The following is a 21,671-nucleotide window of genomic DNA, read 5'->3' as shown; positions in this document are numbered from 1 at the left end:
GACCAGGAAGCCTTGTTCGACCACCAGGCCGTGGGAAGCGGTGCGTCCCTCGGCGGGGCGCGGCACCGCGCAGTTCCGGCCCTCACGCAGTTCGCCACGCCGGGTCTGATCGGGTCGATCGTCTACGGCGGGCGTCCCGCCGCCGACGACCCGGGCTGGGCCGCCAGCGGTGCCCCGAACCAGGCGGAGTACGGGATCTGGTCGCGGCGGTGGTGCGGGCTGACCTGTCTGCGGATGGCGCTTCTCGCCCGCGACGGCCAGGCGCCGTCCCTGTGGGAGCTGCGGACCGGTGCGCTCGATCACGGTGTCTACGAGGAGCGCGACGACGGGACCGTCGGGCCCGGTCTGCTGTACCACCCGTTCGTCGGTTATGCCGCCGAGCACCACGGCGTCGAGGCCGAGGTCATCACCGAGCTCACCCCGCGCAGGCTCCGTGCCGAACTCGACGCGGGCCATCTCGTCATCGCCTCGGTGCACGTCGAGATCCGGCGGCCCGACCGGCCCTCGCCCGGCCGCGGGGGCCATCTGGTCCTGGCCACCGGCCACCCCGGGGACACGGTCCGCTTCCACAATCCTTCAGGGCACACCCCGGAGACCGTCGGCGCCGTGCTGCCCGCCGGGATCTTCGACGCCTTCGCCGCGCACCGGGGCATCTCCCTGCACCTTTAGCGGACGGGGAGGCGGTCCGCGAGTCGCTCCCATTCCCGCACGGGCGGCGTGCCGGGCTCGGCGGTGCGGACCTGGAGGCCGACGTGGTCGGCTCCGGCGGCGAGGTGCTGCTCGACGCGGTGGGCAACGGCCGCGGGGTCGCCGTGGGCCACGATGGCCTCGACCAGCCGGTCGCCGAGCGTGTCCGGGGTCGGATGTCCGAGGCCGCGCAGCAGTGCGCGGCGGTTGGGCAGGGCGGCCGCCGCCGTGGCGCGGGCCAGGTCCGCGGTGCGCGCGCGGTCGTCGCCGAGCACGCACAACTGCGTGACGGCGAGGAAGCGGTCGGCGCCGAGGATCTCGCGGGCGGCGCGCGTGTGCTCGACGGGCAGGCCCAGCACCATCGCGCCCTGGGCGCGTTCGGCGGCCAGCGCGAGCATGCCGGGGTCCAGCACGGACAGGACGCGGTGCGGCGGGGCCGTCATCCCGGGCGGGCCGAACGGGGCGGCGTCCAGCGCGTCGAGGTAGGCCCGCATCGCGGCCGCGGGCGGGGCCCAGCGGTGGCCCCGGACGTCCTCGGCCAGGCTCGGGTGGCTCTCCCACAGGCCGAGCAGGAAGCGGCCGGGGAAGGCCTCTTCCAGGGTGCGCTGCCCCGCGGCGGCCGTGACGGCGTCGCGCGCGTGGATGTCGGCCATGCCGACCGCCACGGGGATCCGCCGGGTGGCCGCGAGCAGGATCGCGGCCTGCGCCATGGCCTCGCGTCCCGCGGTCTCGGCGAACCACAGGGCGCCGTAGCCGAAATCCTCGATCGCGACCGCGGCCCGGCGGAGGCCGGTCGCGGGGACGAGATCGAAGTCGCCCGCCCAGATCCCGACGCGTCCGAGGTCGGGCGTCGGGGCGCTCACGCGCCGTGTCCGGAAACGTGCGCCTGGTCCAGGAACGCGGCGATCTGCGCGGCGCCGGTGCGCGTCAGCCAGGTGCGGAAGTCCAGCGCGGCGGGGTGGATGCGGCGGGTCGCGGGAATGTCCGCGCGGTAGCCGTGCTCGTTGAGCCACTCGTTGGCGTGGGCGAAGTCCTCGTTGACGGCCCGGATCGCCGCGATGGGGATCTGGGCGTAGGGCAGCGGGATCCTCAGCGCCTCCCCGATGGCGTCGGCCACCTCGACCGGGGTGAGTGCGTCGGCGGCCAGGGCGACGGCGCGGCCGATCCACTCGTCCGGTCGGGCGAAGGCCAGCGCGGTGATGGCGCCGACGTCGTCGACGGCGATGAGCTGCTGGACGGTGCCGGGGGCGATCCCGGTCGAAAGGGTCCCGTTCTGCAGCGCGTAGCCGCCGGTGAAGTTCTCCATGAAGGAGACCGGCCGGAGGATCGTCGCGGGCAGGCCGAGCTCGGCGATGCGCCGCTCGATCCTCCACTTGCTGACCAGGTTCGCGGGCAGCTTCTCGCTGAGGTGGCGGTCCGCGCCGGCGACCGAGGTGAAGATCAGGTGCCCGACGCCGGCGGCGCGCGCGGCCTCGGCGACGTTGACGCCCCAGCGCACCTCGTCCTCGGTGGTGAAGTCCGGCGCGGTGCCGGGCGAGCCGACCGTGGGCTGCACGCTGAACAGCCCCCAGGCGCCCTCGGCCGCGGTGGTCAGCGAGCCGACGTCCTCCATCCGCGCCCGGACGGGTTCCGCGCCCGCCCGCGCCAGTTCCTGAGCCTGCGCCCCGTCCGGGTCGCGGGTGAGCGCGCGCACCCGCCAGCCGTCGCCGAGCAGGTGCCGCGTCACGGCCCTGCCCTGCAAGCCGGTCGCACCGACCACGGCGACGGTCTTGTTCGTCCGTTCCACTGTCTCTCCACTCTGCGGCCATGCGGCGGCGGACCGTCCCGATAAGTGGGGTGGCCCCCCGTTTGACGTTCGCTACGATATGGAGGACCACCCCACTTGGCAAGACGTCAGGAGCCGCCGTGCCCGAGAACGCCGCAGCGCCGTCCCGGCCGCGGATGCGCGCGGACGCCCGCCGCAACCACGACCGGATCGTGGCCGCCGCCGGAATCCTCGTCGCCGAGCAGGGGGCCGAGGCGTCCCTGGAGGAGATCGCGCGTCAGGCCGGAGTCGGGTCGGCCACCCTGCACCGGCATTTCCCCACCCGTCAGGCGCTCCTGGAGGCCGTCTTCCAGGAGCGGGTGGACGCGCTCTGCGCGAAGGCCGCCGACCTGCTCACCGCCCCCGACCCGGGCGAAGCCCTGTTCGCCTGGCTCCGCGCCGTCGCCGCCCACGCCGCGGCCAACCGGGGCCTGGGCGCCTCCCTCATGCCCGGCGCCGACCCGTCCCTGGGCAGCGCCTGCCACGCCATGGTCGTCAACGCGGGCGAGAACCTCCTGGCCCGCGCCCGAGCGGCGGACGCCGTCCGCCCCGAGATCCCCATCGACCGGCTGCTCAAGCTCGTCGGCGCCATCTCCCAGGCCACCGAGCAGGACCCCGACGCCCCCGCCGAAGCCGACCGCCTCCTGGCGATCGCCATCGACGGAATCCGCCGTCCCTAAGGCCCGTCAGGGGTCAGGACGCCGGGTGGAGGCTGCGCATCGCCCCGAAATAGGACTCCGGCGTACCGTCCAGATGGTCGGCGATACGCGCGAGCGTGGCCCGCAGGAGCGGCGTCGCGTTGTGCCGGTCGAGGTCCTCGCGCGAGCGCCAGACCTCGTAGAGGAAGAAGCGGCCGTCCTCCTGCTCGTGCAGGTGGTACTGAAGGCTGCCGTCGTGTCCGCGAGACGGCTCGACGAGACCCAGCAGCAGGTCGCGCAGGATGTCGGCGCTGCCCGCCTTCGGGGTCAGAAAGCCGTAGAGGGAGACAGGCTGGTGCTGTGCGGTGTTCGTCATGGCACGACCGTATGATCTGACATCTATGTGAGATTCAAGGCCGCTTGCTGCGAGGTGGGTCACATGCGCATCGGAGAACTGTCGCGCGAGACGGGCGTGGCCGTCCGCCTCCTGCGCTACTACGAGGAGCAGGACCTCCTGTCGTCCCAGCGCACCGACGGCGGGCACCGGCTCTACGCCCCGGACGCCCCCGAGACGGTCGCCCGCATCCGCGCCCTCCTCGCCGCGGGCCTGCCCACCCGCGTCATCCGCGACCTCATGCCCTGCTTCGCCCCTGACGGCGCGACCCTCCAGCCCTGCGTCCTGGACCACCTCGCCGCCCAGGCCGCCGACCTCGACACCCGCATCGCCGGCCTCACCTCCGCCCGCACCGCCCTCACCACCCTCCTGACCGCCTCCACCCACGCCGCGACGGCCCTCCCGACCCCGCGCGCGTAGACGACGCGTCAGAGATCCGGGCCCGCCATCTCAGCTGCGCGGGGCGGACCCGGCCTGGGCCGTCCATGCGTCACGGGCCCGCCTGGTTCAGGAACGGGACGGGCTGGGTGCGCGAGGCACACGGCTGCGTGGTCGACGGGGCGGGGGGCCGGACCTTACGTGGCCGGGTCCTCGGCGAGGGCGTGGGCGACGGCGGCCTGGCAGTGGAGGTGGGTGGTGGGGAAGACGGGGACGGGGCTGTCTTCTTGGCTCACGAGGAGTTCGATCTCGGTGCAGCCGAGGATGATGCCCTCGGCGCCTCGGTCGATGAGTCCGGTGATGACGTCGCGGTAGGTCTGGCGGGATTCTTCGCGGAAGACGCCCAGGCAGAGTTCCTTGTAGATGATGTCGTGGACTTGCTTTCGGTCTTGCTCGTCGGGGATGAGGACGGTGAGGCCCCGGCGGGTGAGGCGGTCGGTGTAGAAGGTGTCGCTCATTGAGAAGTCGGTTCCCAGGAAGCCCAGGGTGGTGACGCCGGCCGCCAGGGCCGCGTCGGCGGTCGCGTCGGCCAGGTGCAGGAACGGGACGGTGAGGGCGGCCTGGACGGGGTCGGCGACCTTGTGCATGGTGTTCGTGCAGAGGAGGACCAGGTCGGCGCCCGCGGCTTCGAGGGAGCGGGCCGCGTCGGCCAGCAGGGCGCCGGCGTCGTCCCAGCGGCCTTGGACCTGCATCGCTTCGATCTCGGCGAAGTCCACGGAGTGGATGAGGCAGCGGGCCGAGTGCAGGCCGCCCAGGCGGTCGCGCACCAGTTCGTTCACCAGGCGGTAGTAGAGGGCCGTCGATTCCCAGCTCATGCCGCCGAGCATGCCGATCGTCTTCACGGGTGTCCCTTCGTCCGGCGCGAGACTACTCTTCTCGGTCTCCGACGCCCGCGGGGGCGGCCTGGTGCGGGAGCGGTCGGCCGACGGGGAGCCAGGGGCCGAGCTTCTCCGGGTTGCGGACGACCCAGATCCGGATGACGCGGCCGTCGGCGAACGCGAAGGAGGCCACGGTCGTGACGGTGCCGGCGAGCCGGGCGACCAGGCCCGGAGTGCCGTTGACCGGACACTCCCGGAGCTCCAGGGCCGGGGCCTTGTCCGCGATGGCGACCAGGTAGCGGGCGATGCGGGCGGCGCCCTCGATCGGGTGGAGGACGGTGCCGACCATGCCGCCGCCGTCGGCGGTCATCACGGCGGCCGGGTCCAGGAGGTCGACGAGGGCCGCGATGTCCTTGGCCTTCCAGGCCTCCTTGACGCGGCGCACCGTGTCGGCCTGGCCGGGGTCCGGCGCCGGGGCCTGCGCGGCGCGGACGCGGCGGCGGGCGGAGGACGCCAGTTGCTTGCAGGCCGCGGGGGTCCGGCTCAGGACGTCGGCGATCTCGGCGAAGGGGTAACGGAAGACGTCGTGCAGGACGAAGGCGACGCGCTCGGCGGGCGTCATCGACTCCAGGACGACGAGGAAGGCCGTCGCCACCGACTCGTCCTGGACGATCTGGTCGGCCGGGTCGGCGCCACGTTCCCCGCGTTCGGGCAGCGGGTCGGGCAGCCACGCGCCGACGTAGCGCTCGCGCCGGGCGCGCGCCGAGCCGAGCACGTCCAGGCAGATGCGGCCGGTCACCGTCGTCAGCCAGGCGCCGGGGGACACGATCTCGTCCCGCCGGTCCCGGGGCAGCGCGTACCAGCGCGCGTAGGCCTCCTGCACGGCGTCCTCGGACTCGGCCAGCGAACCGAGGAGCCGGTAGGCGACATTGATCAGCTGGCGCCGCTCACCGGCCACCCCTTCGACGGCCGTCCCGGACGTCTTCATGTCGCCGATCGCCTTACCTTTCGAGGGCCCGCGTCGTCGGGCCGGTGAAACCCTACCGACCTCCCGCCCCCGGGCGGAAAGGGGACTTTCCATGACGACCCAGACGACGGCACAGCACCGCTTCTCGCTTCTGCGGACCGCGATCGCCCTCCAGACCCTGACCATCTTCCTGCAAGCGGTCTCCGCCGGGCTGCTGCTCACCGCGCCCTACGGGGAGACGCTGCACAGCGCCGGAGCCCGCGTGATGTACGGGGCGTCGATGCTCTACGTGCTCGCGGCGGTGCTGGCGTGGAAGCCGGGCGGCGGCCCACTCCGGCCCGTCTGGCAGGCCGCGGGCTTCCTCGTCCTCGCCTCGCTCCAGGTCGCACTCGGCATCGCCCACGTCCCGTCGGTCCATGTTCCCCTGGGCGTCCTGATGTTCGGACTGAGCGTGCTGGCCCTGACCCGACACTGAGCCCCGGGGACCGTCTCCAGGAGCGAAGGACAAGGCCCCGTGGGGTAGGGCCTTGTCGGAGCGGGCGTCAGCGCTTGTCGGCTTTGACCGCGTTCAGGAAGGACCGGAACTGGGGAGCGGTGACGGTCAGGTGGCCGGACTGGACGTGCTTGGAGTCGCGCAGGCCGACCTTGGCAGGGCCGAGGGGGGCGGCTTCGACGCAGTTCCCGCCACTTGCGTTGCTGTGGCTGGCCTTTCGCCAGGCGGGGGCTGATGTCACATCGTCTCCAGGTGCTTGGTGATCAAATCTCGCGTGGCGACCTCAGGAAGGGCGAGCTGCCCGAGCCTGTCGTAGCGGAGTGCGAAGGAGTCTACTTCTGGGACGTCTCGAACCAATCGCCAGCCGAGGGCTGCCTCCGTGTAAGCCATGGGAGGGGTGCCGTCTCCGAAGTGCATCACCTCGAAAGCCCCGTCGAAACCGGCGTGAATTCTTCCTCGCGGAATCACGCGCAAGCCGATCTTGTCCAGCGCTGAGAGTTCCAGGAGATGTGCGAGTTGTGCGCGCATGACTTCGGGGTGCCCGGTGAACTTGCTCAGGACGTCCTCGTCAATGAGAGCCCACAGGTGCTGGCTACCGTTTAGGAAGCGTTCCTGTCTCTGCATGCGTTCCCGGAGCAGCTTTTCAGGGTTCTCCGGGAAGCCCGCGTAGATCACCTTACGCGCGTAATCCGGGGTCTGCATCAGGCCCGGCACCCACACCGGCTCCCATGCGCGCATGACGCTGGCCCGTTCCTTGTGCTTTTCGTAGGCCTCCTGCCAATCGTCGGAGTTCTCGCGGCCCGCGTGGAAGACCATCAACTCCCATCGGCCGGCCGACAGTGCCGAGGCCCGGCTGACGAGACGGGCCCGGCCGCCCTCGGCGAGTTTCATCGTCAGGACGGCCCGTTCCCAGGCGTCGAGAAGACGGGCCTGGTCGGGCCTGAGGCGCAGCTTCCCGTGCTCGATCTTGGAAACCGCGGCCTTGTCGACACCCAGGATCATCCCCAGCTCACTGCCCGTGAGGCCGAGCACGATGCGGAACTCGTGCAGCTCACGGGCTATCAGGAACCAGAGCGAAGCAGCCGGGTCGGGATAGGCGAGCTCACTCATCTCCAGCCTCCGAAGTTGTCGGAAGTTGTTCCAGTTGTTCTGGCATTCCAGAACCAGTGGACACGGTACTGCGCCAGGGCTCAACCTTGCAGCGAGAACAGGAATTTCAGGCTTTCCACAACATCAACAACTGAAATATACCCCGGTCGCACTTCTTATCCAAGAAGTCTGATTTGGGCCTTCTTGGAGGTGGGGCGTGGCAATCGCAGAAGCAGGAGCCGGGGCGCCTTCGTACGTCTCGTCTTTCGCGGTCGGGCACATCGAGTACCGGCAGGAGTTTCCGGCCGGGAACGGGAGCGTCAGTATGGTGCGGACGGCCGTGCGGCTGATGTGCCGGGCGTGGTGCCTGCCCGAAGAGCTGGTCGAGACGGCGGAGTTGATCGTCTCGGAGATCGTTACCAATGCGGTCAAAGCGAGCCCGGAGGGGGATGCGCTGCGGGCCACGTCGCGGCCGACGCTTTCCGGAGGGCTGTACTTCGACTGCGTCGACCGGCTCCGGGAATGCCCGGAGACGCCGGAGATGCCGGACGGCGACGCGGAAGGGGGCCGGGGGCTCCCTCTCGTCGAAATGCTGGCGACCGAGCACGGATGGACACGCCTTCCCGGCGGGTGGAAATCCCATTGGTTCCTACTGGAACCCGCCAACCGCGCGGTCGAGACCTCGCCTTCCGCCTGACCGCGTTCCCGTCCGCCGCGCCGAACCCGTCGCGGCACGGCGGAGTGCGCCTCAGAACGCGATCCCATCGGGACCGTCGGCTTCGGCGGACGGGATCAGCCGATGTCGACGCCCTTCCAGAAGGCGATGCGGCCGCGGATGTGCTGCGCGTCCTCGAACGGGTCCGGGTAATACCAGGCGGCGTCCTCGTTGGTCTGGCCGTCGACCACCAGGTGGTAGTAGGACGCGGTTCCCTTCCAGGGGCAGAGGGTGTGCGTCGCCGAGGCGCGGAGCACCTCGGCGCGGACCGCCTCCACCGGGAAGTAGTGGTTGCCCTCGACGACCACGGTGTCCTCGCTCTCGGCGATGACCTGGCCCTTCCACATGGCTCGCATGACCCCTATTGTCCGCCGGGCCGTCGCCGGGGCTTCCGGCGGGGCCGCCGGGCGACGTCGCGGCCCGGTGGCGGCGCGATCCGAGAGGGCCGCTTCGGCATGGTCTTCGTCTCGCCGCGAGCGGCGAGACGCTCGCGGTGAATCCTTGGGAACGGTTGGGAAGCGAGTCAGGTTCTGTGTTGAATGAGGAGTCGGAGCGCTGTTAGCTTCGCCCGATGGAGGACATGGACGCACGGGCGGCGGCAATTCGGGACTTCGCCGCCGTCCTGCGGGATCTTCGCAGCGCGACCGGCAATCCGCCTTTTCGTGAGATGTCAGGACGATCCGGGGCAATCTCACACACAACTCTGTACGAGGCAACAAAAGGGAACCGGCTTCCGAGCTGGGAGACCACCGTCGAGTTCGTCAAGGTGTGCGGCGGCGATCCAGCCGCATACCGAGACCGGTGGGAGCGGGCGAACCGGACGGTCAGAGGATCGAACGCCCCGGGCGCCGCCGTCCCCGCGGGCGGCAGCGAAGCCCGGCAGACCGCCGAGCCCGACGCCTCCACCCGGCCGCCGCCCGAGGAGCGCACCGGCGATCCCCGGCCGGGCCCGGCCGGGCGGCCGGGACGCGGGCGGCCCCGGCTGTCCGTCCTCACCAAGGCCGCGCTCGCGACCACCGCCGCCGGTTCCGTGGTGGCGGTCGTCATCGCGCTCTCCGCCGACCGCGGTGTCGGCTCCGATCAGCAGGGCGCGCAGCCGCTCAGCGGCCCGGCCGAAACCGTTCCCGGCCCGGAGGACTGCCCGGTCCTCACGCCCAACCCGCCGCCGGCCCCTCCCGCGCATCCCGGGGACCTCGCGGTGTTCGTCGCGGACGTCACGCTGACCGACTGCGCCCGCGTCGCCCCCGGCGACACCCTGACCAAGACCTGGCGGCTCCAGAACGCGGGGACCGTCCCATGGACCGGGTACAGCCTGCAGCGCCTCGACTCGCCGCAGCAGGTCGGCCGGTGCCAGACCATCGCCGAGTCGCCGATCGCCGACACGCCTCCCGGTGCGACGGTCGACGTCTCCACCGCCGTCATCGCGCAGAAGGCCCCGGGCCTGTGCTACATGCTCTTCAAGCTGGTCGACGCCGAGGGCCGGATCGCCTTCCCCGCGACCCGCCCCGTCAACTTCCAGATCATCATCGACCCGCGGGCCCCCGCCGCGCGGGACCCGGCGGAGGCCGGCCGGCGGGCTCTCAGGAGCCCAGCACGATCCCCGAGTGGTAACTCCTGAGGACGCCGGAACGACTCGCGCCCGCGCCGGCCCGGTCGCGCGAGCCGTACTGCGACATCCGGTCCCCCGTCACCCAGCCGCCGCACGCCGTGGTCGTCGAGCAGTGGTGGGCCTCCAGGATCCCTCCGGCACGGGTCATCCGGGTGTTCCACGTCGCGTCGACCGCGGCGCTCGTCGCCGCCGTCGCGGAGCCGGGCACGTGCACCTGGCCCGACGTCGTATCCGTGACGTCGGGCGCCTGGAGGGCTGCGCGGTGGCGATGGCCGCTCCCCCGAGGGCCACCGCGGCGGGCGCCGCGATGGCCCGGGGGAACGACCGTGCGAACACGCCCGTCGTCTTCACGGTCGTCAGGCGATGCTGTAGCCCTGGCTGCGCCAGAACGAGTGCGGGTTCGGGTTGTCGAGGACCGGGTCGCCGACGCTCACCGAGGCGGCCGTCTGGCGTCCGAGGCGCATCTCGACGTGGGTGTGCGCGGCGCCGCTGGAGCTGATCCCGCGGTACGCCTCGTCGGCGATGATCTCGCCCTTGCTGATGGCATCGCCGACCGACACCCGCGGCGCGGAGTGCAGGTAGATGATCGTCTTGTCCAGCGACGCGTTGTAGACGGCGATGGTGGACAGGGCTCCGCCGTTGACCCCGGCGGTGACGCGGGTGACGGTGCCGCTGATCAGGGCGTGGACGTCCGAGCCGATGCTGCGGGTGAAGTCGATGCCTTCGTGCCGACCGGGGGTGCTGGTGTAGCCGTCGAACGGGCAGCTGATCCCGCCGCCGCCCGCCTTGTAGAGCCCGTAGGACAGGCTGGTGCTCGTCGCGCCGAACTGGTGCGAGGCGTTGTTGTTCTTCAGGGTGGCGTTCAGGTTGGTCTTGGCCCCGGGCCCGAAGGACTGGGAGCTGCCCTGGTAGTTGCTGTTGAAGTAGACCACGACGGTCTCGTCGCTGCGGTTCCAGACCGAGGCCGCCTCGTTCTTGATGCACAGGCCCTGGCCCGCGCCGGCGCCCTTGAACTCATAGCAGTCGGGCTGCGTGGTGCCGTAGTTGCCGAGGGAGCTGGTGAAGTCCGAGATCGAGCCCGCGTTGCCGCTGTTGTAGTAGTAGCAGAACTCGCCGTCCTCGCAGACGCCGTTGCGGGCGGCCGCCGAGGCGGGCGCGGCGGTGGCGACGATCCCCGCGCCGATCGCCAGCACGGCGGTGGTCATGGACAGGAGCTTGTGGAGGATCTTCATGGGTTTCTCCAGGGGGTGCGCTGTTGCGGTGGGTGCAGGGCGATCAGAGGCGCTGGTACTCCTCCCAGGTCCGGATCGCCACCTTCGGGCCGTCGTCCGGGCCTCGGCCGGCCAGCCCGTTCAGGCCGAGGTAGTAGTCGCCGGCCTGGTGCTGTGCCTCGCTGGACAGGTCGGTGTCGCTGATGGCGACGGCGTGGATGTGCCACGGCCAGTCGCCTTGGGCGGGGCTGCGGAGCCAGGCGGCGAAACCGACCCGGCGCAGCGCCGTGACGGCGGCGGTACGGGTGGCGGTCGTCAGCCCCTGCACCGAGATGTCGGCGGCGCCGCCGCCGTCGTGGGTGCCCGCCGAGGTGGGGTCGCCGCCGGGGTTGTACGAGCCCTGCTCCAGCACGAGGTCGCGGCCGAGCAGCAGCTCCGCCTCGGCCAGCATGTCCCGAGTACGGGTGTTGACGACGAAGCCGTCGACGGACACCTCGGCGCCCGGCAGGATGACCGCGGTGACCGTGAAGCGGCCGGTCCCCAGCTGGGTGAGCGAGGTCCGGCCGGGCAGGCCGTTCGCGTCGAGGCCGGTGTAGCCGAGGGACTGCTGGTACCGCGCGTAGGCGGCGATCGTCGAGGTGCCGAAGTAGCCGTCGACCCATTGCGCGTCGAGGAGGTTCCGGTCGCGGAGCGCCTGCTCGACGAGGAGCACGCTGGCCTTGGCGCCCGGCGTCAGCGTGCTGTCGGCCCGCCGCGGGTCGATCTGTGCCGCTTTGACGGTCGCCTCCATGTTCACGCTGGGGAGGGCGGCGGCCTTCACGGGGGTGGCGAGCAAGGGGCCGAGCAGGACGGCCACCGCGAGGGCGGCATATGAGGGCGGCTTCATGGTTCTCCTGATCGCGGCGCTTCGGGGAGGACGGTGCCCGGGGCTGGCTCAACTGTCGGGAAGTGCCGCCGTGATCCACAAGAAGTTGCTGTTGTCAGCCTGTTAAGAAACGGAGACCGCTCCTGTAAATAACACTTGACCTGCGGTGACGACCCGGGGATAAGTGGCGGCCTGCACTCACCTGCATCCGCCGAAGAAGGGTGCGCGGATCCGATCTTGAAAGCGGCTGATCCGGAATGGCAGAATCGCCCCGTGGAGTTCCGCGTGCTCGGCCCGCTCGAGATCACCCACAAAGGCCGCTCGGTCGCCCCGACCGCGGCGAAGGACAGGGCGTTTCTGGGGGAATTGCTCGCCCATCCGGGCCGGCCGATCTCCACCGGGCACCTGGCGGACCATCTCTGGCCGGGGCGTCCGCCGTCCGACCCCGTCAACGCGGTCCAGGTGCGGGCCTCCCGGTTGCGGACGCTGCTCCGTTCCATCTCCGACGCGGAAACGGCCAGGCGGGTGCTGCGCACCCGGTCCGGCGGGTACGAGTTCGACCTGTGCCATGCGACCAGCGATCTGGTGCGATTCGAGGCGGCGGCCTTCGGCGGCACGACGAGGGAGGCGCTGCGGAGCGGGCTCGCGTTGTGGCGGGGCCTCCCGTTCGGCGACGTGCCCCGGACCCCGTGCGTCGAGATGCAGGTGGCGCGGATCGAGGAGCTGCGGCTGTCGGTGCTCGAAGCCTACGCCGACCGCTGCCTTGAGGAGCACGACGTGCCCGCCTCGCTGGTCGCCGAACTCGCCGGGCAGGCCGCCCGCAACCCGCTGCGCGAGCCCCTGCACCAGCGGCTGATCAACGTGCTGCACCTGGCCGGGCGGTCCGCGGAGGCGCTGACCTGCTACGAGCGGCTCCGCACCACGCTCGCCGACGAGCTGGGCACCGATCCGCAGCCCGAACTCCGCCGCCTGCACCGGGAGATCCTGGCCGGGCCCGCGTGGGAGGAGGTCTCGCTCACGGCGGCCGGGACGGCGGCCTCACCCGCGGCTCCGGAGACGCCGCGACCGCGCTTCGGCCGGCTCGACGCGGCGGTCCTGACCTGTCTTGCCGCGTTCCTTCTCGCCGGTATCGGCTGGTTCTCCACCCGCGGACCGGAGAGCCCCGCGCCCGGTGCCCGGCCCGTCCCCGGCGACCGGTCGCGGTTCGACGCCGATGTCACCATGCCCGGCGGCACCTCGGTCAGGGTCGGCGAGCGGTTCGTGAAGACGTGGCGGCTCACCAACGTCGGCACGGTCGCGTGGCGCGACCGCTTCCTCGCCCGGCAGGAGTCCGCCGAGGCGTCCGGCGGCTGCCCGTCGGAACTCACCACGCGGGTCCCCGACACCGGTCCCGGCCAGACGGTCGACGTCAGTGTGGCGGTGACGGCGTCCGATACGCCGGGCCGCTGCGAAGTCCAGTGGAGAATGGTCGACGCGAACGGATACCTCTACCTGCCGCAACAGAACGGCGTCTTCCTCGACGTGCACGTCATTCCCTGATCCCGGCCTGTTGTCACGCTGTTGTGAGGCCCCCCGTTCAGGAAGAATGCAGCTCCGTCGGCCATTGTCTGCGTCAGGTCTGCGCCTTCATCGAGGTCCAGGGCACCGACGGCTTCCACGCCTGCGACCCGGACGCCTCCCACTGGGAGTCGGTCGAGGTCAAGGCGGCGGGCAAGTGCGCCTCGTACCTGGGCGTGATCCTCGACCCCGCCGCGACCCAGCAGGCCGTCGGCGCCAGGTACGAGTTCAAGAACGCGGCGGCTGACGCGGCCCTCCCGGCGCCCGACGGTCCGATCGGACGGTCGGGCGCCGGGAGGAGGGGCCCGTAGGGCCGCCTACTTGAGCGTCGCAGGCTCCGCGGCACCCGGCGGCGGGGCTCCGATGCGCGTCCGAACCGCTGGAGAGATCGCTCGTGTGCCATGCGGCATGACGGGTCTATGGGTGATCGGAACGGGTGCCGGCCGTGGTTCGGACGGTGCAGTGGCCGGTGGCCGGGGGCGGGACGTCGAGGGTGGGGTTGCGGTCGAAGAAGCCGACGGGCTTGAGTTTGAAGCCGGTGTAGTCGACCGGCATGATCGGCCAGTCCTCGGGGCGGGGGACGTGGGTGAGACCGAAGGTGTGCCAGACGACGATGTCCTGGCCGGAGATGTCGCGGTCGGCGGCTATGTAGGACGGGAGGCCGGCGCCGCCGGGGTGCTGGTTGACGAAATCGCCGGCCGCGTACCGTTCGGCCGGGTCGTAGCGGGTCACCCACAGATGCCTGGAGGCGAAGGCCGCGCGGCGGCGGATCGAGGAGTCGTCGGCGGCCAGGAGCGTCGGCTGTCCTTCGGGGAAGAGCGCGTAGGCGACCGGCCGGCCGAGCGCGTTGAGCCGCTCGGGATTGGTGATGTGCCAGACCCGGCCGGTCGAGGACTCCGCGTGCCGGTGGCCCTCGGACTCGGTGCGCAGCGGCGTGGTCCTGGTCGTGAAGGCGTTGCCCCGCGGGTTGTCCGGGCCGGTCGGGAGCCGCTGGAACTCCACTTCCTCGACGAGGTTGGCGTCGCCGTCGACCGCCATGTCGAGCCGGGCGCTGAACAGGTGCTGGTGGTAGGGCGCGCCCAGGCCGGGTGCGATCTGCGAGATGTGCGGGTTCTCGCCGCCGGGATGGGCCGAGGTGAACACCATGCCGGTGGCCTTGGCCTCGAAGGCGATCGTGCCGTCGAGGTACAGGTACCAGTAGAAGCCGTAGTCGTAGTTGCCGACGGTGGTGAAGAAGGACAGGACGAGTCTGCGCTGCCGCCTCACGACCGACGACCCCGCCCACAGGTCGGAGTGCTTGTAGAGGATGCCGTAGTCCTCCTCGTGGACGCAGACGGCGTTGGCGAGGGTGCGCGGGTTGCCGAACTCGTCGGCGATGACGCCGTCGAGGTAGGCGATCTCGCCCAGGCAGTCGCAGCCGAGCTCCAGCGCGTTGGCGTAGCGGCCGACGAGGTACTCGCCGGTGTCGAAGTAGTTCTGCCAGGATCGGATCGGTGAGGGGTCGGCGTACGGGACGACCATCTCGGAGATGGACGCCCGGTGGATGATCGGCCGGTCGCGCCCGCCCTGGTCGCGGTCGCGGAAGGCGACCTGGTGCAGGACCAGGCCCTCGCGGGCGTCGAAGCCGACCCTGAGCGAGAAGTTCTCCCAGTGCAGCACGCCGTCGTCGAAGGTGAAGGACGGGCCCTCCGGCTGGGTGATGTGCAGGGGTTTCTGGGACGTCCGGTAGGCGCCGTGCACCGCTGGGTCGTGGAGATTGCCCGAGGTCTCCGGGATCGGGACGGCCCCCGTGTCGATCACCCGGGTGACGGTGCGCGCCTGCACGTCGACATAACCGACGAGTCCGTCGATCGGGTGCGCCCAGGCGTGGTCGGCGGCGTGGTCCTGGCGGAAGGCGAGCCCCCGCAGGATGCGCTTGCCGACTTCGTCCTCGTACTCGTAGACGCCCGCTGAGAGGGGAGCGACCCGCACGTCGGCGACGGCGAGGCCGCGGTCGTCGAGCGCTTTCAGCCACCGTTCGTCCTGCGCGAGGATCTGCTCCACGAGTCCGAACTCCTCGTCGAGAACGGGGAGCTGCCCGTCCACTGCGGGATCGAGCTCGCGTGCGTGCAGGACGGCCGAGGCGGCGACGTCCACGCGGATGTCCTGCGGCGGCGCGCCGGCGACGTCGTGGAGCAGGATCCGCGCCCGCCTGGGGATCGGGGCGCCCGACGCATGGGCGCGCAGCTCGTCCTTGGCCGGTTCGTCCAGCCCGACGTAGACGAATCTCGACGTCTCCCGCACATGGCCGGCGGCGATGAGCACGGTGCGGATCCGACTGATCTCATCGCTCGTGAGCGATGCCAGCGGATGCGGGCGGACGTCGTGGACATGCCGGGTCACGCGGCCTCCTTCGGTTCGTTCGGGCATGCTGGAAGTGCGCGCCGACCAGGTCGGTGCGCGGTCGTGCCTCGTAGGGTCGCCCGGCGGCTACCCGGCTCCGTCGTCCTGGAGGAGGCCGGTCAGTTCCGCTTCGGCGAAGGCCTTCACCACCTCGGCGCGGCCTTCGGTGAAGTGCGCCCAGCCTTCGCAGTGGACGATCACGGCACGGCGGGCTCGCAGGATCCTGGCGGCTTCGGCGGCCTGGACGCTGTCGAGGGTGAGCAGTGCTCCGTTGAAGACCACGGGAACGCGGGCGGCCCCGGCGAACAGGACTGCGGTGTCGACGGGGGCGAAGCGTTCGGCGATCCGCTCCACGAGGAGCAGGGAGGCGTTGTCGCCGCTGACGTAGACGGTGGGCAGGTCGTCCGCGGTCAGCACGAAGCCGATCACCTCGCCGGCGACGGTCTCGATGTTCTCGGTGCCGAGTTCTTCGGGTCCGTGCAGGGCGGGTGTGCCCGTAACGGTGACGGTGCCGCCGTCGGGACGGTCCAGCTCGATGGACTCCCATGGTGTGACGGCTCGCGCGGTGCCGGCGAGGTGGGCCGCGCCGCTGAGGGTGGTCAGGGTGACGGGGGCCTCCGACAGGAACACCCGTCCGGCGCCGTCGAGGTTGTCGGGATGCTGGTGGTGGGAGAGCAGGACCGCGTCAATGGGACCGAGGCTCGCGGGCGCGATGGGGGCGGGGTCGGTCTTGGTGAGGGTCAGGCCGGGCATGAGCCGATAGGTGCCGGGCCCGTCGAAGGTCGGGTCGGTGAGAAACCTCAGCCCGCCGTACTCGATGAGCACGGTGGGGCCGCCGAGAGCGCGGACGGACACCGGACCACCGGTCGTGTTCGTCTTCATGATGATCGCAACCTCGCGTACGGAGAGTAGCCAACCGTGGCAATACGGTAGCCACCCCCCGCAACCGAGCGCAATGACCAATTTGAGAAGACAGGGAAACATCACCGTCCCAGCAGCCCCTCTCGGAACCGTCCGGCGCCCCGGACGCGCTCGCGGCGTGGGGGATCGCGGTTCGCTCCCGGGCCCTACTTGAGCTTGGTCTTCATCTCGTCGAGTTTCACGAGAATGGGGTACCCGCTGACAGAGAGGGCATTTCCGTGGCCGGTCTGGTGCACGTCGAAGACCGACTGGACGGCGGCGTAGAAGCCCTGGACGTCGAGCGTCTGGTTGACGGCCCGCTTGGCCTGCCGGAGGCCGAACGACGGCATTTCGGCGATCTGGGCGGCCAGGGCGCGGGTCTCGGCGTCGAGCTCGGCACGGGGGACGACGCGGGTGACCATGCCGGTCTTCTCGGCCTCCTCGGCCGTGAGGGGGCGGCCGGTGAAGAGGATCTCCTTCGCCTTGCGGGCGCCCAGTTCCCAGGTGTGGCCGTGGTACTCGACGCCGCCGATGCCCATCGTGACGACGGGGTCGGAGAAGAGCGCGTCGTCGGAGGCGAGGATGAGATCGCAGGGCCAGCACAGGAGGAGGCCGCCGGCGATACAGCGGCCCTGGACGGCGGCGATGGTCGGCTTCGGGATGTTGCGCCAGCGCAGGGTGTACTCGAGGTAGCGGCGGGTCTCCGCGTTGTAGATCCACTCCAGGGTGATCTCGTCCGGGGAGGGCCAGCGGTCGTTCAGGTCGTGGCCTGCGGAGAAGTGCTTGCCGTTCGCGCGAAGGACGATCACCGCGACGTCCTCATCGGACGCGCCCCGGGTGAAGGCGGCGTCGAGTTCGTCCAGGAACTGCATGTTCTGGGCGTTGGCCGCTTCGGGGCGGTTCAGGGTGATGGTCGCGATCTTGTCGGCGACCTCGTAGTCGATGTATCCCATTCAGGGCTCCTCAGGCTCGGGGTAGGCCGAGCACGCGCTCGGCGATGATCGTCCGCTGGATCTCCGACGTGCCGCCCGCGATGGTGCCGGAGAAGCTCCGGACATAGCGTTCGAACCAGCCGGCGGAGAACTCGTCGAGGTTGAGCGGGGCGAACGGGGCGGTCCACGCGGGGTGGGCGAGCGCGGCGTCCCCGGCGGAGTCCAGCGCGGCCTCCGACGCGGTCTGCACGGCCTCGGAGCCGAACACCTTGAGCACCGACAGCGCCGCGACGTCCTGTTCTCCGCGCGCGGCCTTGGCGAGGGCCGTCGAGCCCATGAGGCGCAGCGCGTGGGCGTCCATGACGAGGGTGGCGAACCTGTCGCGGCCGAGGGCGGTGACGGGCTTGAAGTCGCGGACGAGGTCTTCGAGCCGGTCGGCGAAGCTCAGCCACAGAAGGGTGCGTTCGTGCCCGAGTGAGCCGTTCGCGACGCGCCAGCCGTCGTTCAGCGGGCCGACGAGGTTCTCGGCGGGCACCCTCGCGTTCTCGAAGAAGACCTCGTTGAAGTCCAGGTCGTCGCGTCCGGCGATCGAGCCGAAGGGGCGGCGGGCGACTCCGGGGGTATCGGTCGGGACGACGAGGACGCTGATGCCCTTGTGCTTGGGCGCGTCGGGGTCGGTGCGGACGAAGGCGAGGATCACGTCGGCGTCGTGCGCGCCGGACGTCCAGACCTTCTGGCCGTTCAGCACGAACTCGCCGCCGTCCAGGACGGCCCGGGTCCGCAGGCTCGCGAGGTCGGAACCGGCCTCGGGCTCGCTCATGCCGAGCGCCGCGGTGATCTCGGCGCGCAGGATCGGGACGGCCCAGCGGTGCTTCTGCTCCTCGGTGCCGAACGACAGCAGCGACGCGGCGATGATGCCCAGGCCCTGCGGGTTGAAGCTGTGGTAGATCCGGCGCCTCGCCAGCTCCTCCAGGTGGACGTACTGCTGGAGGATGCCGGCGCCGCGTCCGCCGAACTCGGGCGGGTTGCCGGGCAGCAGCCAGCCCTCGTCGAAGAGCTCGCGCTGCCAGGGACGGGCCCATTCGGGGATGTTCGCGGTCGAGGTGGGGCGCTGCGCCGCCTCGGCGCCGGACGGCAGGTGGGCGTCGAGGAAGGCGGCGAACTCCGCCCGGAACTCCTCGACATCGGCGTCGAAGCTGAGCCGCATGGGCTCGGCGCCGGAGGCCGTCTCGGCGATGAGCGCGCGGTGCGCCGCCGCGCCGCCGAGCAGCAGCTCGCCGGCCTTGGCGCGCTTCAGCGCGAACTGGAGGTCGTTCTCCCAGGTGTAGCCCATGCCTCCGAAGAGCTGGACGCCGTGGCGGAAGACGAGCGACTGGCATTCTCCGGCCGCGGCCTTGGCCATCGCGGCGGCGAGCGGGCGGCGTGGGTCGCCGGCCGCGGCGGTGAGCGCCGCGAAGCGGGCGAGGGCTCTGGCGCGCTCGATCGCGACATGCATGTCGGCGGCCTTGTGCTTGACCGCCTGGAACGAGCCGATCGGCACCCCGAACTGGTGCCGGTCGCGGACATGCGCGAGCACGAGGTCCAGGACACGGCGGCAGGCGCCGACCACGGTGAGGGCGAGGCCGGTGCGGGCGAGATCGAGGGCGGCGGCCGGGTCGGTGGCGCGCCGCTCGGCCTCCGTGACGCGGACGCCCTCGAAGACGAGGTCGGCGACGTGCAGGCCGGGGTCGAAGACCGGTACCGGGCGCACCTCGACGGCCGACGCGGGCACCACGAAGACGCCTTCGGCGGTGACGACCGCTATCTCCCCGGCGCGGTCGCCGTCCAGAACGTGGCGGGCCGTGCCGTCCAGGCGCCACCCGCCGCCGTCTTCCGGCGAAGCCGGGTTCCGGCCGTCCGGCGGGGCCGGCAGGCGTGTGGCGGTGACACCGGAGAAGGCCGCGGTGCCCGGGGCGCCGTCTTCGGGGGTTCCGCCGGCGAGGGGGGCGAACCACGTCATGGTGGCGAGGTACGGGGTGGGGTCGCAGGCCGCGCCGAGCTCCTCCAGCACGATCCCGAGTTCGACGGCGTCGGCCCGGTCCGTCAGCTCGGTCCAGCCGAGACCGGCGTAGGCGCGCCAGAGCGGGGCGGGATCCGCCCCGTCGTCGACGACGGCGCGGACGAGCGCGGGCGGGCACTCCTTGGCGACGACCCCGCGCACGGTGTCCCGCCACAGGCGCTGGTCCGCGTCGAACTCAAGCAGCATCGGTCCTCCGGGTTTCATTCCAGTGCGCACGGAGAATAACATTCTCAAGAATTGAAAGTAAGAGTCTCATCTGAACCAACCCAGGTGACGCGACCGTCAGTAAGGCGACGTGCCAAAGCCGTGCAGTAAGGTTCTCCTATGGCCCAGAAGACGGACCCGCCCGTGAGCAGCCCGAGCGAAGAGCCGGCATGGAAGCAGCGCGCGGTCGAGCGCTCTACCAAGGCCGCCAAACTCCGCGCCGAACAGAGAGTGGAGCGCTTCCTCGACGCCGCCCAGGCGATCATCACCGAGAAGGGCACCACCGACTTCACCGTGCAGGAGGTCGTGGATCGTTCCCGGCAGTCCCTGCGCAGCTTCTACCAGCACTTCGACGGCAAGCACGAGTTGCTGCTCGCCCTCTTCGAGGACGCGCTGCGCCGCGCGGCCGACCAGATCAAGGCCGCCGCGTCCGGACTGCCCGAGCCGCTCGAGCGGCTGCGGGTCGCGATCGAGCTGCTCTTCGAGCTCTGCCGCCCCGACCCGGTCGCGCAGCGCCCCCTGTTCACCGACTTCGCGCCGCAGCTCCTCATCTCCCACCCGGCCGAGGTGAAGATCGCGCACGCCCCGCTGCTCGCGCTGTTCACCGAGTTCATGACCGACGCCGAGGCGGCGGGCGGCCTGCGCGCCGGCACCACGCCGCGGCGCTCGGCGGCGCTCACGATGCAGACCGTCATGTTCATCGCGCAGTCCAACGGCAGCGAGGACGACCACACCCACCCGGTCACCGCCGAAGAGGTCTGGGACTTCTGCGCGAACGGCTTCGCCGCCATCGACTAAGTACGAGAATGTCATTCTCGGTTTCATAGAGCGTGCCTTACAGTGGGGTGATCGACACACCCCACTGCTAGGAGGACGCGTGACGGATCTGTGGACCGACCTGCTCGGCTGCCTCGACCTCACCGGCCCGGCCGAGGACGGCTCCTTCGAGGGCCGCAACCAGGCGCTCACCTACCATCGGCTGTTCGGCGGGCAACTCCTCGCCCAGTTCGTCCGGGCCGCCGAAGTCACCTGCCCGGACAAGGCGCTCAAGTCGCTGCACACGCTCTTCCCGCGCGCCGGACGCGCGGACGAGCCCGTCCGGTACGAGGTGACCGTCCACCACGCGGGCTCCTCGTTCGCGACCGTGACGCTGAACGCCGTCCAGTCGCGCGGGGTCATCGCGACGGCGTCGGCCTCGCTGCACGCGGTCGAAGACGGCCGGGCGCTCCAGACCGTCGAGGCGGTCCCGCCCGTGCCCGGCCCCGAGCACACCGTCAAGCTCGACCTCATCCCGTGGGAGACCCGGTCCGCCACCGACCTCGACACCGCGAAGTCCGAAGCCCCCGAGTACGAGCTGTGGACGCGCACCCCTGAGACGGACCCGGCCTTCGCCCCCGCCCTCACCGCCTACGCCACCGACCTCACCCTCATCGGCACGGCCCTGCGCCCGGTCGAAGGCGTCTCCCAACAGGACGCGGGCAGGGCGTTCACCTCCGCGGTCACCTCCCACACCCTCTGGTTCCACCGCCCCGTCCCGTCGGCCTCCTGGCTCCTCCTGCGCCAGCACAGCCCGGTCCTCGCCCATGCCCGCGCCTACGGCCGCGGCGACGTCCTCACCTCCGACGGCTCCCTCGTCGCCTCCTACGCCCAGGAGTCCATGGTCCGCTTCCACGACCCCGCCTCCACCTGACGCACGCGCGCAAATGGCCGCCCGGATGCCCTTCGGGCGGCCTTGTCCGTTTCGCACCCGAGTCCTCGCTAACACTGCCATCACGGAGATCGCCGACAGCAGGTGAGCGCCGATCACCGAGAGTAGATTCTCGACTCGTTGCCAGGGTTCGGCCTCCGCTCGCGTCACCTGACGCTCCGGACGGTCCGGGCCCCACCGGAATCTGCCGTTCGAGGGAGA

General features: G+C 71.2%; 25 protein-coding genes. 10 read left to right on the top strand and 15 right to left on the bottom strand.

Annotation, left to right across the window (positions count from 1 at the left end):
* Positions 1–12: 12 nt before the first annotated feature.
* Complete coding sequence (locus EDD29_RS11865) at positions 13–669, top strand: C39 family peptidase (protein WP_246052729.1); 657 nt, start codon at positions 13–15, stop codon at positions 667–669.
* Here EDD29_RS11865 and EDD29_RS11860 read toward each other — a convergent pair.
* The gene (locus EDD29_RS11860) at positions 666–1,550 is read right to left on the bottom strand and encodes a TIGR03620 family F420-dependent LLM class oxidoreductase (protein ID WP_123664448.1); all 885 of its coding nucleotides are present in this window, start codon (positions 1,548–1,550) and stop codon (positions 666–668) included. The genes EDD29_RS11865 and EDD29_RS11860 overlap by 4 nt on opposite strands.
* Positions 1,547–2,473 carry an NmrA/HSCARG family protein gene (locus EDD29_RS11855; protein ID WP_123664447.1) on the bottom strand — a complete coding sequence of 309 codons (927 nt, stop codon included), beginning with the start codon at positions 2,471–2,473 and terminating at the stop codon, positions 1,547–1,549. Before EDD29_RS11855 ends, EDD29_RS11860 begins: the two co-directional genes overlap by 4 nt.
* Before the next feature lie 119 nt (positions 2,474–2,592).
* Here EDD29_RS11855 and EDD29_RS11850 point away from each other — a divergent pair, with 119 nt between their 5' ends.
* A complete protein-coding gene (locus EDD29_RS11850) occupies positions 2,593–3,171 on the top strand; it encodes a TetR/AcrR family transcriptional regulator (protein WP_246052727.1) in 579 nt (192 codons plus the stop codon).
* Positions 3,172–3,184: 13 nt separating this feature from the next.
* Here EDD29_RS11850 and EDD29_RS11845 read toward each other — a convergent pair whose 3' ends face one another.
* The gene (locus EDD29_RS11845) at positions 3,185–3,505 is read right to left on the bottom strand and encodes a putative quinol monooxygenase (RefSeq protein WP_123664446.1); all 321 of its coding nucleotides are present in this window, start codon (positions 3,503–3,505) and stop codon (positions 3,185–3,187) included.
* 63 nt (positions 3,506–3,568) lie between these two features.
* Here EDD29_RS11845 and EDD29_RS11840 point away from each other — a divergent pair, with 63 nt between their 5' ends.
* Positions 3,569–3,943, top strand: a complete 375-nt coding sequence (locus EDD29_RS11840) for a MerR family transcriptional regulator (protein ID WP_123664445.1) — start codon at positions 3,569–3,571, stop codon at positions 3,941–3,943.
* Between the two features lie 155 nt (positions 3,944–4,098).
* On the opposite strand, the gene EDD29_RS11835 is transcribed toward EDD29_RS11840, so the two are convergent.
* Positions 4,099–4,803, bottom strand: coding sequence for an aspartate/glutamate racemase family protein (locus tag EDD29_RS11835; protein ID WP_123664444.1), 705 nt, complete (start codon positions 4,801–4,803; stop codon positions 4,099–4,101).
* A 25-nt stretch (positions 4,804–4,828) separates the two neighbouring features.
* Positions 4,829–5,767 (bottom strand): RNA polymerase sigma factor SigJ, encoded by a 939-nt coding sequence (gene sigJ, locus EDD29_RS11830; protein ID WP_123664443.1) that lies wholly within the window; start codon positions 5,765–5,767, stop codon positions 4,829–4,831.
* Between the two features lie 91 nt (positions 5,768–5,858).
* Here sigJ and EDD29_RS11825 point away from each other — a divergent pair, with 91 nt between their 5' ends.
* Positions 5,859–6,221: a hypothetical protein gene (locus tag EDD29_RS11825; RefSeq protein WP_123664442.1), complete on the top strand. Its 363-nt coding sequence runs from the start codon at positions 5,859–5,861 to the stop codon at positions 6,219–6,221.
* A 67-nt stretch (positions 6,222–6,288) separates the two neighbouring features.
* Here EDD29_RS11825 and EDD29_RS11820 read toward each other — a convergent pair whose 3' ends face one another.
* Together EDD29_RS11820 and EDD29_RS11815 are read right to left on the bottom strand one after the other, a co-directional pair.
* Positions 6,289–6,480, bottom strand: coding sequence for a DUF397 domain-containing protein (locus EDD29_RS11820; protein WP_123664441.1), 192 nt, complete (start codon positions 6,478–6,480; stop codon positions 6,289–6,291).
* The gene (locus tag EDD29_RS11815; protein WP_123664440.1) at positions 6,477–7,349 is read right to left on the bottom strand and encodes a Scr1 family TA system antitoxin-like transcriptional regulator; all 873 of its coding nucleotides are present in this window, start codon (positions 7,347–7,349) and stop codon (positions 6,477–6,479) included. Before EDD29_RS11815 ends, EDD29_RS11820 begins: the two co-directional genes overlap by 4 nt.
* Before the next feature lie 196 nt (positions 7,350–7,545).
* Here EDD29_RS11815 and EDD29_RS11810 point away from each other — a divergent pair, with 196 nt between their 5' ends.
* Positions 7,546–8,025 (top strand): ATP-binding protein, encoded by a 480-nt coding sequence (locus EDD29_RS11810; protein ID WP_123664439.1) that lies wholly within the window; start codon positions 7,546–7,548, stop codon positions 8,023–8,025.
* Between the two features lie 95 nt (positions 8,026–8,120).
* Here EDD29_RS11810 and EDD29_RS11805 read toward each other — a convergent pair whose 3' ends face one another.
* Entirely contained in the window at positions 8,121–8,399 is a 279-nt protein-coding gene (locus tag EDD29_RS11805; RefSeq protein ID WP_123664438.1) for a DUF427 domain-containing protein, read from the bottom strand.
* Positions 8,400–8,809: 410 nt separating this feature from the next.
* On the opposite strand from EDD29_RS11805, the gene EDD29_RS11800 reads away from it, so the two are divergent.
* Entirely contained in the window at positions 8,810–9,661 is an 852-nt protein-coding gene (locus tag EDD29_RS11800; protein ID WP_123664437.1) for an NBR1-Ig-like domain-containing protein, read from the top strand.
* On the opposite strand, the gene EDD29_RS11795 is transcribed toward EDD29_RS11800, so the two are convergent.
* The 3 genes from EDD29_RS11795 to EDD29_RS11785 all read right to left on the bottom strand — a co-directional run bounded on the left by EDD29_RS11795 (position 9,624) and on the right by EDD29_RS11785 (position 11,749).
* Positions 9,624–9,860, bottom strand: coding sequence for a hypothetical protein (locus EDD29_RS11795; RefSeq protein WP_148085931.1), 237 nt, complete (start codon positions 9,858–9,860; stop codon positions 9,624–9,626). The two genes, EDD29_RS11800 and EDD29_RS11795, sit on opposite strands and share 38 nt — an antisense overlap.
* A gap of 148 nt (positions 9,861–10,008) precedes the next feature.
* Positions 10,009–10,884 (bottom strand): peptidase inhibitor family I36 protein, encoded by an 876-nt coding sequence (locus tag EDD29_RS11790; protein WP_211359659.1) that lies wholly within the window; start codon positions 10,882–10,884, stop codon positions 10,009–10,011.
* Positions 10,885–10,927: 43 nt separating this feature from the next.
* Positions 10,928–11,749 (bottom strand): peptidoglycan-binding domain-containing protein, encoded by an 822-nt coding sequence (locus tag EDD29_RS11785; protein ID WP_123664435.1) that lies wholly within the window; start codon positions 11,747–11,749, stop codon positions 10,928–10,930.
* Between the two features lie 252 nt (positions 11,750–12,001).
* On the opposite strand from EDD29_RS11785, the gene EDD29_RS11780 reads away from it, so the two are divergent.
* Complete coding sequence (locus EDD29_RS11780; RefSeq protein WP_170201364.1) at positions 12,002–13,267, top strand: BTAD domain-containing putative transcriptional regulator; 1,266 nt, start codon at positions 12,002–12,004, stop codon at positions 13,265–13,267.
* A gap of 23 nt (positions 13,268–13,290) precedes the next feature.
* Positions 13,291–13,596, top strand: coding sequence for a hypothetical protein (locus EDD29_RS11775; protein WP_123664433.1), 306 nt, complete (start codon positions 13,291–13,293; stop codon positions 13,594–13,596).
* A gap of 106 nt (positions 13,597–13,702) precedes the next feature.
* On the opposite strand, the gene EDD29_RS11770 is transcribed toward EDD29_RS11775, so the two are convergent.
* From EDD29_RS11770 to EDD29_RS46270, 4 genes are all read right to left on the bottom strand, one after another.
* Positions 13,703–15,667: a primary-amine oxidase gene (locus EDD29_RS11770; protein ID WP_246052724.1), complete on the bottom strand. Its 1,965-nt coding sequence runs from the start codon at positions 15,665–15,667 to the stop codon at positions 13,703–13,705.
* Between the two features lie 87 nt (positions 15,668–15,754).
* Positions 15,755–16,549, bottom strand: a complete 795-nt coding sequence (locus EDD29_RS11765) for an MBL fold metallo-hydrolase (protein WP_211359658.1) — start codon at positions 16,547–16,549, stop codon at positions 15,755–15,757.
* Between the two features lie 185 nt (positions 16,550–16,734).
* A complete protein-coding gene (locus EDD29_RS11760) occupies positions 16,735–17,520 on the bottom strand; it encodes an enoyl-CoA hydratase (RefSeq protein WP_123664431.1) in 786 nt (261 codons plus the stop codon).
* A 10-nt stretch (positions 17,521–17,530) separates the two neighbouring features.
* On the bottom strand, positions 17,531–19,744 hold the full coding sequence (locus tag EDD29_RS46270) for an acyl-CoA dehydrogenase family protein (RefSeq protein ID WP_211359657.1): 2,214 nt from the start codon (positions 19,742–19,744) through the stop codon (positions 17,531–17,533).
* A 138-nt stretch (positions 19,745–19,882) separates the two neighbouring features.
* Here EDD29_RS46270 and EDD29_RS11745 point away from each other — a divergent pair, with 138 nt between their 5' ends.
* Both EDD29_RS11745 and EDD29_RS11740 read left to right on the top strand, forming a co-directional pair.
* Positions 19,883–20,560 carry a TetR/AcrR family transcriptional regulator gene (locus EDD29_RS11745; protein ID WP_123664430.1) on the top strand — a complete coding sequence of 226 codons (678 nt, stop codon included), beginning with the start codon at positions 19,883–19,885 and terminating at the stop codon, positions 20,558–20,560.
* A 79-nt stretch (positions 20,561–20,639) separates the two neighbouring features.
* Positions 20,640–21,452 carry an acyl-CoA thioesterase gene (locus tag EDD29_RS11740; RefSeq protein ID WP_123664429.1) on the top strand — a complete coding sequence of 271 codons (813 nt, stop codon included), beginning with the start codon at positions 20,640–20,642 and terminating at the stop codon, positions 21,450–21,452.
* The last annotated feature ends 219 nt before the right edge of the window (positions 21,453–21,671 follow it).

Source organism: Actinocorallia herbida (assembly GCF_003751225.1).
Taxonomy (GTDB): Bacteria; Actinomycetota; Actinomycetes; order Streptosporangiales; family Streptosporangiaceae; genus Actinocorallia; species Actinocorallia herbida.
The sequence above is the reverse complement of the archived record's forward strand: the minus strand, read 5'-3'. Positions and strand labels throughout refer to the sequence as shown.